This is a genomic window from Agromyces humatus, from assembly GCF_021228295.1.
GTDB lineage: Bacteria > Actinomycetota > Actinomycetes > Actinomycetales > Microbacteriaceae > Agromyces > Agromyces humatus.
In genome coordinates, this window is sequence record NZ_JAJQPD010000001.1 from 167,272 (window position 1) to 183,495 (window position 16,224).

General features: G+C 70.7%; 16 protein-coding genes. 2 read left to right on the forward strand and 14 right to left on the reverse strand.

The window, feature by feature from the left end:
- Position 1: 1 nt before the first annotated feature.
- The 10 genes from LSF15_RS00810 to LSF15_RS00855 all read right to left on the reverse strand — a co-directional run bounded on the left by LSF15_RS00810 (position 2) and on the right by LSF15_RS00855 (position 9,694).
- Positions 2-805, reverse strand: coding sequence for a CoA transferase subunit A (locus LSF15_RS00810; RefSeq protein ID WP_232496627.1), 804 nt, complete (start codon positions 803-805; stop codon positions 2-4).
- Positions 802-1,701 (reverse strand): alpha/beta fold hydrolase, encoded by a 900-nt coding sequence (locus tag LSF15_RS00815; RefSeq protein WP_232496628.1) that lies wholly within the window; start codon positions 1,699-1,701, stop codon positions 802-804. Before LSF15_RS00815 ends, LSF15_RS00810 begins: the two co-directional genes overlap by 4 nt.
- Complete coding sequence (locus LSF15_RS00820; protein ID WP_232496629.1) at positions 1,698-2,444, reverse strand: 3-hydroxybutyrate dehydrogenase; 747 nt, start codon at positions 2,442-2,444, stop codon at positions 1,698-1,700. The genes LSF15_RS00815 and LSF15_RS00820 overlap by 4 nt, the downstream gene beginning before the upstream one ends.
- Complete coding sequence (locus LSF15_RS00825) at positions 2,441-3,124, reverse strand: TetR/AcrR family transcriptional regulator (RefSeq protein ID WP_232496630.1); 684 nt, start codon at positions 3,122-3,124, stop codon at positions 2,441-2,443. The genes LSF15_RS00820 and LSF15_RS00825 overlap by 4 nt, the downstream gene beginning before the upstream one ends.
- Entirely contained in the window at positions 3,121-4,830 is a 1,710-nt protein-coding gene (locus LSF15_RS00830; protein WP_232496631.1) for a class I adenylate-forming enzyme family protein, read from the reverse strand. The genes LSF15_RS00825 and LSF15_RS00830 overlap by 4 nt, the downstream gene beginning before the upstream one ends.
- Positions 4,823-6,007 carry a branched-chain amino acid ABC transporter permease gene (locus LSF15_RS00835; RefSeq protein WP_232496632.1) on the reverse strand — a complete coding sequence of 395 codons (1,185 nt, stop codon included), beginning with the start codon at positions 6,005-6,007 and terminating at the stop codon, positions 4,823-4,825. Before LSF15_RS00835 ends, LSF15_RS00830 begins: the two co-directional genes overlap by 8 nt.
- On the reverse strand, positions 6,004-6,879 hold the full coding sequence (locus LSF15_RS00840; protein WP_232496633.1) for a branched-chain amino acid ABC transporter permease: 876 nt from the start codon (positions 6,877-6,879) through the stop codon (positions 6,004-6,006). Before LSF15_RS00840 ends, LSF15_RS00835 begins: the two co-directional genes overlap by 4 nt.
- The gene (locus tag LSF15_RS00845) at positions 6,876-7,664 is read right to left on the reverse strand and encodes an ABC transporter ATP-binding protein (protein ID WP_232496634.1); all 789 of its coding nucleotides are present in this window, start codon (positions 7,662-7,664) and stop codon (positions 6,876-6,878) included. The genes LSF15_RS00840 and LSF15_RS00845 overlap by 4 nt, the downstream gene beginning before the upstream one ends.
- Complete coding sequence (locus tag LSF15_RS00850) at positions 7,661-8,416, reverse strand: ABC transporter ATP-binding protein (protein ID WP_232496635.1); 756 nt, start codon at positions 8,414-8,416, stop codon at positions 7,661-7,663. Before LSF15_RS00850 ends, LSF15_RS00845 begins: the two co-directional genes overlap by 4 nt.
- An 81-nt stretch (positions 8,417-8,497) precedes the next feature.
- Positions 8,498-9,694 carry a substrate-binding domain-containing protein gene (locus LSF15_RS00855; RefSeq protein ID WP_232496636.1) on the reverse strand — a complete coding sequence of 399 codons (1,197 nt, stop codon included), beginning with the start codon at positions 9,692-9,694 and terminating at the stop codon, positions 8,498-8,500.
- A 128-nt stretch (positions 9,695-9,822) separates the two neighbouring features.
- Here LSF15_RS00855 and LSF15_RS00860 point away from each other — a divergent pair, with 128 nt between their 5' ends.
- Both LSF15_RS00860 and LSF15_RS00865 read left to right on the forward strand, forming a co-directional pair.
- Entirely contained in the window at positions 9,823-11,007 is a 1,185-nt protein-coding gene (locus tag LSF15_RS00860) for an acetyl-CoA C-acetyltransferase (RefSeq protein WP_232496637.1), read from the forward strand.
- A 115-nt stretch (positions 11,008-11,122) separates the two neighbouring features.
- Positions 11,123-12,391 (forward strand): low temperature requirement protein A, encoded by a 1,269-nt coding sequence (locus LSF15_RS00865; RefSeq protein WP_232496638.1) that lies wholly within the window; start codon positions 11,123-11,125, stop codon positions 12,389-12,391.
- Positions 12,392-12,439: 48 nt separating this feature from the next.
- On the opposite strand, the gene LSF15_RS00870 is transcribed toward LSF15_RS00865, so the two are convergent.
- From LSF15_RS00870 to LSF15_RS00885, 4 genes are all read right to left on the reverse strand, one after another.
- Positions 12,440-12,751, reverse strand: a complete 312-nt coding sequence (locus LSF15_RS00870; RefSeq protein ID WP_232496639.1) for an SHOCT domain-containing protein — start codon at positions 12,749-12,751, stop codon at positions 12,440-12,442.
- A gap of 150 nt (positions 12,752-12,901) precedes the next feature.
- The gene (locus LSF15_RS00875) at positions 12,902-13,564 is read right to left on the reverse strand and encodes a response regulator (protein WP_232496640.1); all 663 of its coding nucleotides are present in this window, start codon (positions 13,562-13,564) and stop codon (positions 12,902-12,904) included.
- Positions 13,561-14,784 (reverse strand): sensor histidine kinase, encoded by a 1,224-nt coding sequence (locus LSF15_RS00880; protein ID WP_232496641.1) that lies wholly within the window; start codon positions 14,782-14,784, stop codon positions 13,561-13,563. The genes LSF15_RS00875 and LSF15_RS00880 overlap by 4 nt, the downstream gene beginning before the upstream one ends.
- A gap of 97 nt (positions 14,785-14,881) precedes the next feature.
- Positions 14,882-16,207 (reverse strand): M50 family metallopeptidase, encoded by a 1,326-nt coding sequence (locus LSF15_RS00885; RefSeq protein WP_232496642.1) that lies wholly within the window; start codon positions 16,205-16,207, stop codon positions 14,882-14,884.
- Between the last annotated feature and the right edge of the window lie 17 nt (positions 16,208-16,224).

Here is a 16,224-nt window from a genome sequence, read left to right on the forward strand (position 1 = left end):
CTCAGGCTCCTTCGGGCATCTCGCGGGATGCCGCGTTCTCGACGGACACGGTGCGACGTTCGATGCGCTTCTCGATGTCGGGCCCCACGACGACGATGCGGTCGACGTAGATGCCGGGCAGGTGCACGGCGTCGGGGTCGATCTCGCCCGCCTCGACGATCTCCTCGACCTGGGCGATGCAGACCCGGCCCGCCATCGCCGCGAGCGGCGAGAAGTTGCGGGCCGACTTGTCGAACACGAGGTTGCCGAACCGGTCGCCTTTCAGGGCGTGCACGAGCGCGAAGTCGGTGGTGATGGCCTCTTCGAGCACGAACTCGCGCGACTGGCCGTCGACGTCGAACGACTGCACCTGCTTCGGCGAGCTCGCGACCGCGATGGTGCCGTCGGCGTGGTACCGGCGCGGCAACCCGCCCTCGGCGACCTGCGTGCCGACACCGGTCTGCGTGAAGAACCCCGCGATGCCGCTGCCGCCGGCGCGGAGCTTCTCGGCGAGGGTGCCCTGGGGGGTGAGCTCGAGCTCGAGCTCACCCGAGAGGTACTGCCGTTCGAACTCCTTGTTCTCGCCGACGTACGACGAGGTCATCTTGGCGATGCGCTGCTTCGCGAGCAGCACGCCCAGACCCCAGTCGTCGACGCCGCAGTTGTTCGAGACGACCGAGAGGTCGTCGACGCTCGCGTCGAGCAGCGCCTGGATCAGGACCATGGGGATGCCGCAGAGCCCGAACCCGCCGACGGCGAGGCTTGCTCCTGATGGGATGTCGGCGACCGCCTCTTGAGCGGACCCGACGACCTTGTCGAGTGTCACGATGCACCTTCCTGTGTTTGCGCGGCCTGGATGCGGTCGCGGATGACGGGCATCACACTATCCACTCCGAGGGCCGACATGACGATCGTGTAGTGGTTGACGTCGGCGACGTCGTGCACGACCAGCTGCGGCATCCGCACCGCCCACTCGGCGGCGAGCTCCTCGGCGTAGAGCGGCGCCCCGTCGAGCAGGCCCCGCGGCGCGCGGAAGAAGTCGACCGGCCCGCGAGTCGCGAGCAGTGCCTCGGTGTAGCCCGCCGAGCCGTCGAGCTCGACCGCGTTCACCGCGACGGCGGCGGCGCTCGCCGAGCTGCGCAGCGCCGGCTCGTCTCCGTCGAGGTCGTACTGCACGTACGCCTCGATCGCGGAGTTCCAGTACGGCCCGAGGGCCGGATGCCGCTGCCAGAACTCGACGTAGTCGGCGCGGCTGGGGAACGTCATCGACAGCCGGTCGAGGGCCGGCCCGAGCAACACCTTCGGCAGGTCCGCGGGCGCGATGCCCTCGGGGCTCGGCACCGGCAGCCCGCCGTCGATCAGGGAGACGCCTGCGACCCGTTCGGGGTGTCGCTCGGCGAATCGCACCGAGACGAACGCGCCCATCGAGTGACCGAGCACGTAGACGCGTTCGACGTCGAGCGCGTCGAGGGTCGCGGCGAGGTCGTCGGCGTGCTGCTCGATCCCGTAGGGCGCCGGAAGGCCGTTGCTGCGGCCTCGGCCGCGCAGGTCGGGCGCGATGACCCGTCGATCGGGCAGGGCGTCGGCGACGAGGTCCCAGTTGCGATGGCTCGCCGTGATGCCGTGCACCGCGAGCACCGCGAGGTCCGGGGCATCCGCTCGCCATTGCCCGCCGGCCAGGTCGCCGCCGGCGACGGGTGCAGCGAAGGTGGTCTCGGTCATCGCGCGCTCCATCCGCCGTCGATGACGTAACTCGCGCCGGTCGCCATGCCGGCCTCGGGGCTCGCCAGCCACAGCGCGAGGCTCGCGACCTCGGCGGGCTCGACGAGGCGCTTGATCGCCGACTCGGTGAGCATGATCTTCGGCAGCACCTCGTCTTCGGGGATGCCGTGCAGACGAGCCTGGTCGGCGATCTGCTTCTCGACGAGCGGCGTGCGCACGTACCCGGGGTTGATGCAGTTCGAGGTGACGCCGTGCGGGCCGCCCTCGAGGGCGGTGACCTTCGACAGCCCCTCGAGGCCGTGCTTCGCGGCGACGTACGCCGACTTGAACGGCGAGGCGCGCAGGCCGTGCACGCTCGAGATGTTGATGACGCGGCCGAATCCGCGCTCGTACATGCCCGGCAGGGCCGCGCGGATGAGCAGGAACGGCGACTCGAGCATGAGGCGCAGGATGAGCGAGAACCGCTCGGGTTCGAACTGCTCGATCGGGCGCACGTGCTGGATGCCGGCGTTGTTGACGAGGATGTCGGCGTCGAGCGTGAGGTCGGCGAGCGCGCCGGTGTCGCCGAGGTCGACCTGCCAGGCCTCGCCGCCGACCGCGCGAGCGACCTGCTCGGCGGCCTCGCCGTTCAGGTCGGCGATCACGACGTGGGCGCCGGCCGCGGCGAAGGCGCGCGCGCACGCCTCGCCGATGCCGCTCGCGCCGCCGGTCACGACCGCCCGCCGTCCGCTCAGATCGGTCACGATTCCTCCTTCTGGGGCGCGTCGGCGCGCCGCGTTCCTGCGGTCCCAGGGCGCCCGAGGGCTCCCTCGATGAACCGCATCATCTCGTCGAGCACGTGCTGGGGCACCTCACGGGTGCCGCTCGCGGTGGGGTCTGCGCCGGCGCCGGGCGCCGCATCGGGGTCGCCCCAGAGCACCCAGCGCATGCCGATCATCTCACCGATGCCCATGAGTGCCCACGCGGCCACAGTCGGGTCGATATCACTGATCTCACCGTCGTCGAACGCGTCGCGGAGGCCGTCGATGTACCCCTCGACGATGCGCGTGTAGTGCAGTCGAAGCGCATCGGGCGACACCTGCTCGGCCTCGCGCACGACACGGTAGAGGCCCGGGTGCTCGGCCGTGAAGCGGAAGAACGCGGCGAAGCCCGCCCGCTCGGCCTCGAGCCGGCTCGAGGCGCCGCGCGCGCCCTCGCTCATCGCCTGACGCACGCGATGGTTGAGATCTTCGACGAGCTCGTTGAAGATCGCGAGCTTCGAGTCGAAGTAGAGGTAGTAGGTTCCCTGTCCGACGCCGGCGACATCGGTGATGCGAGAGACGGATGCCTCGTGGTACCCGTTGGCCGCGAACACGTGCTCTGCGGCCTCGAGCAGCTTGCGCCGGGTCTTCTCGCCCCGTGCCGTGCGGGGTGCCGCGCTCATCGCGCGTCCTCCTCACCCGCGGGTTGAGGAGGTCGCGCAGCGATCGTCTCGAAACCCGGTCGCCCGCGGGGTGTCTTTCGAGACGCATCCTCCTTCGTCGGACGCTCCTCAACCCGCTCGATGTTCGTCTCGCGGCTTCGAGACGCATCCTCCGTCGTCGGACGCTCCTCAACCGGCGGCTGCGAGCTCTCGACGAGCACGCGTCGCAGCACCTTGCCCGCGGTCGAGCGCGGCAGCGCGTCGACGAAGTGCACCTCGCGCGGCACCTTGTAGCGCGCGAGCGAGCCGGCCGCGAACTCGAGCAGTTCCGCGGCGTCGGTCGCGCGCCCGCGGGTGACGACGACCCACGCCACGCCGGCCTCTCCCCACCGCTCGTCGGGGACCCCGGCGACGGCGACGTCGGCGACGGCCGGGTGCCCCATGAGCACGGCCTCGACCTCGGCGGGCGCCACGCCTTCGCCGCCCGAGATGTAGATGTCCTTGATGCGGTCGACGATCGTGAAGTAGCCGTCGGCGTCGCGCCGCACGAGGTCGCCGGTGCGCAGCCAGCCGTCGACGAGCGTCGCCTCGGTCGCGGCCGGGTCACGGAAGTAGCCGGCGAACACCGATGGCCCGTGCACGAGCAGCTCACCCTCGGCCTCGCCCTCGAGGTGCTCGCCGGTGACCGGATCGGCGACGGCGACATCGACGTGCGGGTACGGCTTTCCGGCCGAGCCCGCGCGGCCGAGCGCGTCGTCGTCGGGAAGGCAGAGCACGTTGGGCGACGCCTCGGTGAGTCCGTAGCCCTGGGTGAGCGCGATGCCGCGGGCGTGCCACGTGCGCAGCAGCGCCGGAGGCATCGGCGCACCGCCGACGATCGTGTGCACGAGGCTCGACAGGTCGGTGCGCTCGAAGTCGGGATGCTGCGCGAGGAACAGGTAGTTGGCGGGCACGCCCATCATCGTCGTGATGCGTCGCTCTTGAATGAGGTGCAGCACGCGTGCCGGGTCGAAGGTGCGTTCGAGCACCACCGTCGCCCCGGTCCACCACGCGAGCAGCGGCTGGATGTTCCACCCGCCGACGTGGTACTGGGGCAGCACCGCGAGCACGCTGTCGCCGGGACCGATCTCGGCGATGCGCGAGAACGAGAGGTTGGTCCAGAAGCAGTTGGCGTGGGTGAGCACCGCGCCCTTCGGCTTCGCCGTGGTGCCCGAGGTGAAGATCATGAGCAGGGCGTCGTCGTCGGCGACATCGCGAACGGCGGCGGATGACCCGTGCCGCGGGTCGCCCGCGGGCGCGGGAACGTCGGACTCGACGCCGTGCGCGCCGAGCGGCGCGGTCGGGATGCGGCGCGCGAGTCGCGAGAGCGTCGCCTTCGCGACCGACTCGAACTCGGTCTCGACGAGCAGCAGCGCCGGCTCGGCGATCTCGAGCTGCTCGGCGAGCTCGCGCGGCGCGAGCCGCCACGACAGCGGTACGAGCGTGAGGCCGGCTTTCGCGCACGCGAAGAAGAGCACCACGTGGTCGGAGCTGTTGCCGGTGATCGTGGCGACGCGATCGCCGATCACATAGCCCGCGGCGCGCAGGGCCACGGCGAGGCGCTCGGCGCGGACGTCGAGCTCGCGGTAGCTGAGGACGACGCCGCGGTCGTCGATCGCGATGCGTTCGGGGGTCGCCCGGGCCCGATCGCGGGTCCAGCGACCGAGGGTGTGCAGACCGTCAGGCATCCGCGGCCTCCTCCGATTCGACCGGGTGCTGCTTCCGACCGGTTCGGATGCGTTGCGGGATTCCCGCGATCCCCCCGGGCAGGAACAGCACCACGAGGATGAAGAGCGTTCCCAGAATGAACAGCGGCTCGGACAGCGGCACGCGGAGCACGGCGGGCAGACCTGCGATGAAGTCGGAGCCCGCGAGCGCCGTGAGCCGCTGGTCGAGCAGTGTGTAGACGATACCGCCCACGATCGCGCCCCAGCGATACCCCACCCCGCCGAGTACCACGATCACGAGGATCGTGAGGGTGAAATCCGCCGTCGCGACCCGGGGCGACGCGCCCGACTGCAGCAGCAGGTAGCCCATGCCGGCGATCGCGGCGAGCGTCGACGCGACGATGAAGATGAGGAACTTCACCTGGTACGGACGGATGCCGAGCACCCGGACGCGCAACTCGTTCTCGCGCGTCGCCTCGGCGACGTGCCCGGCGCGGCTGCGCTCGACCCAGAGCACGACGAGGTACACGAACACGAGGATGCCGAGCGAGAGCCAGTAGAGATTTCTCGTGTTCAGCACCCCCACGAGCGCATCGGGCACGTTCGCGATGTCGAGCGAGAGGCCCTCGTCGCCACCGGTCGCGCCGCCGGGGTTGCGGCGGATGAGCACCGACCCGGCCTGCGCGAAGGCGAGCGTGACCATCGCGAACGAGATGCCCGTGACCCGCAGTGCCAGCGACCCCACGGTCGCGGCCAGCACGATGCCGAAGATCAGCGTCACGACGATCGACGCGAGGAAGATGAGCTCGCTCTGCCACTCGACGGGCGCGAAGTACTCGAGCGCCATGCCGAGTCCGTATGCCCCCGCGGCGAAGAACAGCGCATGCCCGAACGAGAGCAGCCCGGCCAGGCCGAACATCATGCGGTAGCTGAGCGCGAGCGCCGCGATGAGCATCGCGTAGGCGAGCAATTGCAGGGTTCCCGGCGTGTACGTCGGCCCGGGCAGCACGCCAGGGATCTCGATCGCGAGCAGCGGCAGGATCGCGAGCACGACGACGAGCGCGATGCCCCCGATGAGCAGCACGAGCGGTCGCCGGCCGGATGTCGCGCCGCCGGCCCTGCCGTCGGGTGCCGGTGCGGGCGCCTCGGTCGCCGAGCCCGTCGAAGCGGGCGCGGAATCGGTGAGCTGCTGGTTCATGCGACCTTCCCCATGAGTCCACGCGGGCGCACGAGCAGCACCGCGGCGAGGGCGATGACGACGACGAGGTCGCCGGTGCCGCCGAGGTAGAAGTTGGCGAACTGCTGGAGCACCGCCACGAGCACCGACGCGATCGCCGCACCCGTCAGCGAGCCGAGCCCGCCGATGACGGTGACGATGAACGCGAAGATGAGCAGCACCGATCCGAGGTGCGCCGAGACATAGCCGTAGTAGACCGAGGCGAGCACGCCGCCGAGTCCGGCGGCAGCACCGCCGATCGCGAACACGAGCGTGAACGAGCGCCGTACGTCGATGCCGAGCGCGGTGACCATCGAGCGGTTCTCGACGCCGGCTCGGATGATCAGCCCGTAACGGGTCTTCCGAAGAAAGAGCACGATGCCGCCGAGCACGAGGGCCGCGCACACGATGAGCAGGAACCGGTCGTTCGGAATCTTGGCACCGAGGATCTCAGTGGTCTGGGTCAGCCACTCGGGTCGGGCCGTGTAGATCGGGTCGGTGCCCCAGATGCCCTCGAAGAGGGCGACCGTGGCGAGTGCGAGGCCGACGGTGATGAGCGCCTGCTCGATATGCCGCTCGTAGAGGCGGCGGATGAGGAAGTACTCGGTGGCCGCGGCGACCACGGCACCGACGATCATGCCGACGAGCGCCGAGACGAGCAGCCCCCACCAGGTGCCGTCGGAGACCCGGCGCCCGACCTCCCAGCCGATGAAGGCCGCGATCGTGAGGAACGAGCCGTGCGCGAAGTTCAGCACGCCCATGAGCCCGTAGATGAGCGACAGACCGCTGGCGACCAGGAAATAGAGGGCGCCGAGCCCGAGCCCGGTGATGACGAGGAGGAGCACGGTGCTCATCGGAGTTCCTCCGTGGTGTCGGCGACGGGTATCGCAGTGGCGGCGTCGTGGTCGGGGGCGTGCGCCGGAGCGGCACGGTCGTCGGTGGCGTCGTGCACGCCGAGGTAGCGCTGGATGCGCGCCTCGTCGTCGAGCAGGTCGGCGGCCGACCCGGTGAACACCACGCGGCCGCCCGAGAGCACGACGACGCGCTCGGCGAGCTTGCGGATGACGTGCAGGTTCTGTTCGACGAGGAGGATCGGCACGGTCGCAGCGGCCTCGGCGAGCGCGGCCGCGACCTCGTCGACGATGCGCGGGGCGAGTCCCTTCGTGGGCTCGTCGACGAGCAGCAGCCGGTTCTCGTTCACGAGCGCCCTCGCGAGCGACACCATCTGCTGCTGGCCGCCCGAGAGTGTGCCGGCGCGCTGGGCGCGGCGGGCGTGGATGTCGGGAAACAGCCGCTCGATGAGCTCTCGGCGCGGCCGGTCGTCGCGCTCGGCGAGCCGCAGGTTCTCGGCGACGCTGAGCGAGCCGAAGATCTCGCGGTCTTCGGGCACGTAGCCGACGCCGCGTTGCACGATGCGGTGCGTGGGCAGCCGGTCGATGCGCTCTCCGCCGAGGTGCACCGCACCGGTGCGGTCGATGAGTCCGAGGATGGACTTGATCGTCGAGGTCTTGCCGACCCCGTTGCGGCCGAGCAGGGCGGTCACACCCGAGGCCGGGACTTCGAAGGAGATGTCCTCGACGACCTGCTGCCCGGCGATGCGGCCGTTCAGGCCGTCGACGACGAGGATGGGCTCGCTCATACCGGCTCTCCAAGATAGGCGGACTGCACCGTGGGGTTCGCCATCACGGCCTCGGGGGTGTCGACGGCGAGCAGCTCGCCGTGGTGCATGACCGCAACCCGGTCGACGAGACCGAGTACGACCTCCATGTGGTGTTCGACCATGAGCACGGTGCGGCCGCCGCGGTGCAGGCCGCGGATGACCTCGGTGATCGCTGGCATGTCGCCCGAGGCGACCCCGGCCATCGGCTCGTCGAGCAGGATGACCTTCGGATCCATGGCGATGAGCATCGCGATCTCGAGCTTGCGCTTCTCGCCGTGCGCGAGCCCCGCGGCGGCGGTGCCGGCCCGGTCGGCCAGGCCGACCTCGGCGAGGGCGGTGCGCGCGGCCGCGGTCGCAGCATCCGTGCGACGAGGAGTGCGGAAGACGGATGTCGCATGCCCCGTGTGCGCCTGGGCCGCAAGCCGCACGTTCTCGAGCACGGTGAGTGCCGGGAACAGGCTCGACGTCTGGAACGTGCGCCCGAGGCCGGCGGCGGCTCGGCGGTGGATCGGCTGCTGGGTGACGTCGCGCCCGTCGAGGTGCACGGTGCCCTCGGTGGGTCGCACGACGCCCGAGATGACGTTGAAGAGGGTCGTCTTGCCGGCGCCGTTGGGGCCGATCACCCCGAGCATCTCGCCCGCGGGCACCTGCAGCGACACATCCTCGAGGATGCGCGCACCGCCGATGCGGAGGCCGATGTGCTCGAGGGCGAGCACGGCGTGGTCGGTCATGGTTGCCTTACCTGTTCGTGGCGTCAGGGGGTGGTCCGGCGGCCGCGTTCGGGCGCGGCCGCCGGACTGCACGGCAGGGGATCAGCCGGCGGCCGGAGGGGCGACCTGGTCGGCAGCGATCGTGTCGATGAGTTCGGGCACCCAGTCGGCGCCGTCTTGGACGAGCTTCGCCTGGTACATCGGCTGGATGACCGCGTGGTCGCCCTCGCGCACCGTGATCTCGCCCTTGACCGAGTCGAACGTGTAGCCCTCGAGCGCACCGATCATGCCGTCGACGGTGTCGCCGCCTTCGCGCACCGCCTGCACGATCATCTGCGCGGCCACGAAGCCGTCGGGCGAGAAGAGGTCGGCGACCGCGCCCTCAGCCTCGAGGTGCTCGATCATCGCGGTCTCGGCGTCGGTGCCCGAGGCGCCGCCGAAGTAGTGGTTGAGGAACGAGATGTCGGCGGATGCGTCGCCGTAGGCGCCGTAGGTCGCGACGTCGCCGAGGCCGGTCACGACCGGGACGGCGTCGAACACGCCCTGCTGCGACAGTGCCGTCCACATCGCACCCGACGAGGCGCCGGCCCATGCGACGAACACGAGGTCGGGCGAGGCTGCGAGCAACTGCTGCGCGAACGGGGTGAACTCGGTGGCGTCCTCGGCGACGAGCACGCCCTCGACCGTGGCGCCCTGACCGCCGAGCACGGCCTGCACGCCGGCGAGGTTGCCCTGGCCGAACGCGGTGTCCTGAGCGAAGACGACGACCTTCTTGCCCTCGGGGTCGCCGATGAACGTACCGGCGGTGGCGACGTCCTGGAACGTCTGGCGGCCCGACCGGAAGGTGTACTCGTTGACGCCCGTGATGGCGTCGGTGGCGGCGGGGCCCGAGATGTAGAGGATCTTGTTCTGGGCGGCCTGCTCGGCGAGGGCCGTGGCGATGCCCGACACGACCGTGCCCGCGATGATCTGCGTGCCCTGGCCGATGACGTCCTTCGCGAGCGAGACTGCCGTGTCGGGGTTGCCCTGGTCGTCGAGCCACTCGATGTCGAGCTCGCGGCCGTCGACCGTGCCGGTGCCGTCGGTGGCGTAGTCGAGGCCCGCCTCGAAGCCCTTGGTGTAGGCCTCGCCGTAGGCCGCGAGCGGCCCGGTCTGGCTCGTGATCATCGAGACCGACACCGGCGCACCGGCGTCGGTCGACTCGGCGTCGCCGCCCGAGGTGGTCGGAGCGCACCCGACCAGTGCAATGGTCGCGGCGGCGATGACGGCCGTCGCGAGGTACTTCTTCGTAACCCGCATTGGATTGCCTCTCAACAGTGAATGGCTGGACGTGTGATGCAGAACCTGACAGGTGGTTCAGGTGTCATGAACGTACCATAGAGTTGAACGCGAGCAGCTCGCAACCCGAACGAAGGAGTTCCGAAGACATGAGCATCCCCGACGTCGTCATCATCGCTGGGGCACGCACCCCGTTCGCCCGCATCAACGGCAACCTCGCGAATCAGACGGCGGTCCAGCTCGGCACCGTCGCGATCCGCGGCGCACTCGAGAAGGCCGGGGTCTCCCCCGACGACGTCGATGCCGTCATCATGGGCCAGGTGCTGCAGGCAGGGGCCGGCCAGAACCCCGCCAAGCAGTCGGCCGTGGCGGCCGGCATCCCGTGGCGCGTCCCGGCGACGACCCTCAACAAGGTGTGCCTCTCGGGCCTCGTCGCCATCACCGACGCCGCACGCCTCATCCGCCTCGGCGAGGCATCCGTCGTCGTCGCTGGCGGCCAGGAGTCGATGACCAACGCTCCCCACCTGCTGCCCGGTTCGCGGGCAGGTCACGTCTACGGCTCGGTCGAGATGCTCGATCACGCCGCCGCCGACGGGCTCACCGACGCGTTCGACCACGACTCGATGGGCGCCTCGACCGAGCGCTTCAATGCCCGCTACGGCATCGAGCGTCCTGAACAGGACGAGATCGCCTCCGCCTCGCACGTGCGCGCCGGCGCCGCACAGGCCGCCGGGGTCTTCGCCGACGAGATCGTGCCCGTCGAGATCCCGCAGCGCAAGGGCGATCCGGTCGTCGTCGACGCCGACCAGGGCGTTCGGCCCGACTCCACCGTCGAGGTGCTCGCGAAGCTGCGCCCGGCATTCACCGCCGACGGCTCGATCACCGCGGGCAACTCGTCGCCGCTCTCCGACGGCGCCGCCGCCGTGGTGGTCGCGAGCCGCGAGTGGGCCGAGTCGAAGGGCCTGCCGTGGCTCGCCCTCGTCGGCGCCGCCGGCCAGGTCGCCGGTCCCGACAACTCGCTGCACTCCCAGCCGTCGAACGCCATCGCCGCGGCCCTCGAGAAGGGCGGTGTCGCGGCATCCGACCTCGACGTCGTCGAGATCAACGAGGCCTTCGCCGCGGTCTCGCTGCAGTCCACCCGCGACCTCGACCTCTCGAGCGACATCGTCAACATGCACGGCGGCGCCATCGCGGTCGGCCACCCGATCGGAGCCTCGGGCGCGCGCCTCGCACTGCACGCGGCGCTCGAGCTCTCGCGTCGGGGCAGCGGCAACGCCGCGGTCGCGCTGTGCGGCGGCGGCGGCCAGGGCGAGGCACTGCTGCTCTCGCGCTGATCGCGGCCCTCGTCGGTCGAGCAGGCGCGAAGCGCCGTGTCGAGACCCGGTCACCGGTCTCGATACGCGCCTTCGCGCTACTCGACCGGCGCCCGCGCGTGCGACGATGTGTGCCATGAGCACGCCGACCGCGCATCCCCCACTCGACCACCGCCTGCGGCGCATGGTCGGTCGTGACCCGAACGAACCGCACCGCGGCGCGACCCCGCTCGAGCTGCTCTTCGACCTCACGTTCGTCGTCGCGTTCAGCCAGGCGGGCGCACAGGCAGCTCACCTGCTCGAACTCGGGCACTGGGGCCCCGCGTTCCTCGGCTTCTCGATCGCGGTGTTCGCGATCTGCCTGGCCTGGATCAACTACTCGTGGCTCGCGTCGGCCTACGACACCGACGACGCGTTCTTCCGCATCGCCACCATGGTGCAGATGCTCGGCGTGCTCGTGCTCGCCCTCGGGCTGCCCCCGGCGTTCCATTCGATCGACGAGGGCGAGCACCTCGACAACGGCGTGATGGTCGCCGGCTACGTGATCATGCGCGTGGCGACCATCGCGCTCTGGCTGCGCATCGCCCGCGACGACCCCGCGCACCGGCGGTCGGCGCTGACCTACGCGACCGTCGTCGGGATCATCCAGGTGGGCTGGGTGATCTCCATCTTCATCAACCCGTCGCTGCCGGTGATGCTCGGCATCTTCGCGGTGCTCGGCACGCTCGAACTGGTCTGCCCCTACGTGATCGAGCGCCGGGTCGGCGGCACCCCGTGGCACGCCCACCACATCGCCGAGCGCTATGGGCTGCTCGTCATCATCACCCTCGGCGAGGTCGTGCTCGGCACGATCCTCGCGATCTCGGCCGTGGTCGAGGAACAGGGCTGGTCGGTCGAGGCGGCCCTCGTGGCGTTCGGCGGCACGCTGCTCGCATTCGCCATGTGGTGGGTGTACTTCACGATGCCATCGGCCAAGATACTGACGAGCTTCCGCGAACGCGGATTCACCTGGGGTTACGGCCACTTCTTCATCTTCGGATCGCTCGCCGCGACGGGCGCCGGCCTGCACGTCGCTGCGTACGAGATCGGGGGTGTCGCGCACATCGGCACCGTCGAGGCGCTGCTCACGGTCGTCGTTCCCGTGGCGGTCTTCTCGGTGGCGCTGTTCACCCTGTACTCGTTGCTGTTGCGGCAGTTCGACCCGTTCCACATCTGGCTCTTCATCGGCAGCATCATCATCCTCGTGATCGCGGTGTGGGCGGTCGCCGCCGGCGCGAGCATGGGCACGGGCATCGTGCTCACCGCGCTCTCACCGGTCGTGGTCATCGTCGGCTACGAGACCGTCGGGCACCGCCACCAGGCGGCCGCGCTCGAGCGGGCGCTCCCGCCGCGCCCGCCGGCATGAACGAGGGGGCGGATGCCGCGGCATCCGCCCCCTCGTCGCCTGCGAACGCTAGGCGTTCGGCCGGTTCGCGCGCAGCACCTCGAGGCGCGCGCGGTACTCGGTCTCGTCGATGTCGCCCTTCGCGAACCGCTCGGCGAGCGTCGACTCGGCGCTCGCGCCGGCCCGCATCCAGGGCGGGCCGTACGAACCGTCGGGACCGCCGTGCGCCCAGTATCGACGCCGGTTGCGGACGATCAGGAAGACGATGAGCCCGATGACCAGGAACCAGAAGATCGGGATGAGGATGAATGCCCATCCGAACCCGGCCCCCCATGGGCTGGCGTGGGCGGCCACCGAGGTGGCGGCGAGGGTGGTGAGCATGAGATTCTCCCGTGTTCGTGCGGCCTGCGGTTCAGGCCGTCGAGACGAGTCTCGCGATGAGCGGGCGGCGGCGAATCCGCCCGGCGGAGGCACCTGCGCTGCTCCCCGGGGAGCATGACGACCCCGGCGGGCGACTGCCGTCTACTGCGGCTACTGCCAGCCGGGCGCGACGAGGCCCGACTCGTAGGCGACCACCACGAGGTGCACCCGGTCGCGCGCGTGCAGCTTCGACATGATGCGCGAGACGTGCGTCTTCGACGTGAGGGGCGAGAGCACGAGCCGCCCGGCGATCTCGTCGTTCGTGAGGCCCTGCCCGACGAGGCGCAATACCTCGCGCTCGCGCTCGGTGAGCGCCGCGAGACGCTGCTCGTCGGGTGCGTCGCGCAGGCCCACCGCCATGCGCTCGAGCAGGCGCTTCGTGACCCCCGGCGAGAGCAGCGCCTCGCCGCTCGCGACGACCCGCACCGCGCGCAGCAGGTCGACGGGCTCGGTGTCCTTCACGAGGAAGCCGCTCGCACCCGCACGCACCGCCCTGGCGACGTACTCGTCGAGCTCGAACGTCGTGACGATGACGACGTGCACTCCCCCGAGTGCCGGGTCGGCGGCGATCTGCTCGGTCGCCCAGAGCCCGTCGGTGCCCGGCATGCGGATGTCCATGAGTACGACGTCGACGGGTTCGCGACGCACGAGCTCGAGGAGCTCTTCGCCGGTCGACGCCTCGCCGACGACGTGGAGGTCGGATTCGGCCTCGAGCAGCGCGCGGAAACCTGCGCGAACGAGCACCTGGTCGTCGGCCAGCGCGACGCGAATCATGCGGTGGCCCGCCATGGCAGGTGCGCGACGACCCTGACGCCGCCGAGATCGGATGTCTCGAGATCGACGGTTCCGCCGAGCAGGGTCGCGCGTTCGCGCATACCGAGGATGCCGGTACCGGTGTGCTCCTCGTCGACCGCATCGACGGCGTCGGTATCGGCACGCTCCCCGAATCCCGACCCGTCGTCGTCGATCGTGACCACCAGTTCGTCGCCGACGTGTTCGAGCTCGACCACCGCACGCGTCGCCCCGGAGTGACGCACCACGTTCGTCAGCGCCTCCTGCACGATGCGGTACGCCGCGAACTGCGCGGCGCGACCGGGCACGGCGTCGAGCCGGTCGATGAGTTCGGCCGAGAAGTCGGGCGAGCCCACACCCCGCAGCAGGCGCGGCAGTTCGGCGATCTCGGCCTGAGGGGCGAGTGGGGCATCGCCGTCGCGGATGACACCGAGCACGCTGCGCACCTCGTCGAGCGCCGTCTTCGACGTCTCCTTGATGCTGCTGAGGGCCGTGCGCGCCTGCTCGGGATCGCGGTCCATGAGATGCAGCCCAACGCTCGCCTGCACGTTGATCTGCGAGAGCGCGTGGCCGATGACGTCGTGCAGTTCGCGGGCGATGCGCACGCGTTCGCGCGCTTCGGCCGACCTGCGACGGCGCAGGGCCTGTTCGCGGTACGCGGCGGCACGGGTGCGCCGCACGCGCACGAACCAGCCGATGCCGAAGCATGCCGCGAGCGCGAGGGTGGTCGCGGCGATGCGGAACGGATGCCACGACAGCCCCAGCACCGCGCCGAGCCAGATCGCGGCGACCCATGCGACGACCGTCGACACCGCCGCCCAGACGACCGCCCCGCGAGCGACCGCGAGCACGATCGCGAACGCGAACGCGAGGTACGGGGGTCCGGCGTCGGGCGTGACGAGCAGGTCGGCGAGAGCGAGCGCCGCGACCACGGCGACCGTCGGCCCGGGGAACCGGCGCGACGCGAGCAGCGCGAGCGGTCCGGCAATGGCCAGTGCGACCTGACCGAGACCCGCCGCCCAGCCGACATGGGTCCAGACGGCGATGCCGATCGCCGCGGGTACCTGCACGAGCAGGCTGATGACGACGGGCGCGAGCAGCACGAACGCTGCCGGTGGCCGTCGGTATCGGTCGGGAGGCGGACCCCACGGAGGCCCGGGCATCGCCCGATCGGAGGGACCGCTCCACGAGGGCGCGGGCATTCCTCGATCGTAATGCCCCGGGCGCGCGCGCGGATCTGCCCGGCGAAGGCTCACGCCCTACTCCCCCGGGTGTACGGGCGGCGCCGCGCACCCTGCATCAGAACAGCGACACCGGCTTCACGATGTCGGCGTAGATGAGCAGCGCGCTCATCGCGCCGAACACCACGACGACGGCGAGCGTCACCGGCATGAGCTTCGCGAGGTCGACCGGCCCCGGATCGGGCCGCTTGAAGAGCTTCGCGAACCCGCGGCGGATCGCCTCCCACAGCGCGCCGGCGATGTGGCCGCCGTCGAGCGGCAGCAGCGGGATCATGTTGAAGACGAAGAGCGCGATGTTCAGCGATGCGAGCAGGCCGATCAGCCCGGCGGCCTTGGAGGCGATCGGAATCTCGTCGAGGCTCGCGATCTCGCCGGCGACCCGGCCCACGCCCACGACCGAGATCGGGCCGTTCGGGTCGCGCTCGCCGGGGCCGAACGCCGCGTTGGCGACGTCGACGAGGCGCTGCGGCAGGTTCACGATGATGCCGGCGACCCGTGCCACGTTGTCGCCGACCGCAGGCAGCACCGCCGTCGCCGGCTGCTGCACCGTCTCGGTCGCGGCGCCCACGCCGATGAACCCCGCCTGCACGACGACCGGCTCGCCCGAGGCATCGGTCACCACCTGACCGTTGGCGTCGATGGCGTACCGCTCGCTGAGCATGGGCGTGACCGTCAATGCGACCTCGTCGCCGTCGCGGACGACGACGAGCTCGACCGCCTCGTCGGGGTGGTCGCGGATGATCGCGGTCGACTCGCCCCACGTCGCGATGGGCTCGCCCGCGACCGAGACGATGCGGTCACCGGGTTCGATGCCGGCCGCGGCGCCGGGCGCAGCAGGATCACCCGGTTCGCACGTCTGCCGCTCGCTCGTCGCCGGAAGCGCGCACGCCGAGACGGTGCCGACCGTCGTCGACGCCTGGGTGACGCCGAAGCCCATGAGCAGCACCGCGAACAGCACGACCGCGAGCAGCAGGTTCATGAACGGGCCGCCGAACATGATGATGAGGCGCTTCCAGACCGGCAGCGTGTAGAACGCCCTGCTCTCGTCGCCCGGCGTGATCGACTCCATGCTGGAGTCGCGTGCGTCCTGCACGAGACCGCGGAGGAATCCCGTGGAATCGGCGTGCACCTTGGCGCCCTTCGCCGGCGGGAACATGCCGATCATCGAGATGTAGCCGCCGAGCGGGATCGCCTTGACGCCGTACTCGGTCTCACCCTTGCGCTTGGACCAGATCGTGGGCCCGAAGCCGATCATGTACTGCGTGACCTTGACGCCGAAGAGCTTCGCGGGCAGCAGGTGCCCGATCTCGTGCAGCCCGATCGACAGCGCGAGGCCGATGACGACGATGACGACGCCCCCGATGAACAGCAGTACGGATTCCACGGCGTTCAGCGTACTGC

Bases quoted from the DNA above. Each gene is read 5' to 3' on its own strand.
- LSF15_RS00880 (WP_232496641.1), bottom strand. From the start codon at position 14,784: ATGCCCGCGCCCTCGTGGAGCGGTCCCTCCGATCGGGCGATGCCCGGG.
- LSF15_RS00855 (WP_232496636.1), bottom strand. From the start codon at position 9,694: ATGCGGGTTACGAAGAAGTACCTCGCGACGGCCGTCATCGCCGCCGCG.
- LSF15_RS00815 (WP_232496628.1), bottom strand. From the start codon at position 1,701: ATGACCGAGACCACCTTCGCTGCACCCGTCGCCGGCGGCGACCTGGCC.
- LSF15_RS00845 (WP_232496634.1), bottom strand. From the start codon at position 7,664: ATGAGCGAGCCCATCCTCGTCGTCGACGGCCTGAACGGCCGCATCGCC.
- LSF15_RS00825 (WP_232496630.1), bottom strand. From the start codon at position 3,124: ATGAGCGCGGCACCCCGCACGGCACGGGGCGAGAAGACCCGGCGCAAG.
- LSF15_RS00835 (WP_232496632.1), bottom strand. From the start codon at position 6,007: ATGAACCAGCAGCTCACCGATTCCGCGCCCGCTTCGACGGGCTCGGCG.
- LSF15_RS00860 (WP_232496637.1), top strand. From the start codon at position 9,823: ATGAGCATCCCCGACGTCGTCATCATCGCTGGGGCACGCACCCCGTTC.
- LSF15_RS00850 (WP_232496635.1), bottom strand. From the start codon at position 8,416: ATGACCGACCACGCCGTGCTCGCCCTCGAGCACATCGGCCTCCGCATC.
- LSF15_RS00840 (WP_232496633.1), bottom strand. From the start codon at position 6,879: ATGAGCACCGTGCTCCTCCTCGTCATCACCGGGCTCGGGCTCGGCGCC.
- LSF15_RS00865 (WP_232496638.1), top strand. From the start codon at position 11,123: ATGAGCACGCCGACCGCGCATCCCCCACTCGACCACCGCCTGCGGCGC.
- LSF15_RS00875 (WP_232496640.1), bottom strand. From the start codon at position 13,564: ATGATTCGCGTCGCGCTGGCCGACGACCAGGTGCTCGTTCGCGCAGGT.
- LSF15_RS00870 (WP_232496639.1), bottom strand. From the start codon at position 12,751: ATGCTCACCACCCTCGCCGCCACCTCGGTGGCCGCCCACGCCAGCCCA.
- LSF15_RS00830 (WP_232496631.1), bottom strand. From the start codon at position 4,830: ATGCCTGACGGTCTGCACACCCTCGGTCGCTGGACCCGCGATCGGGCC.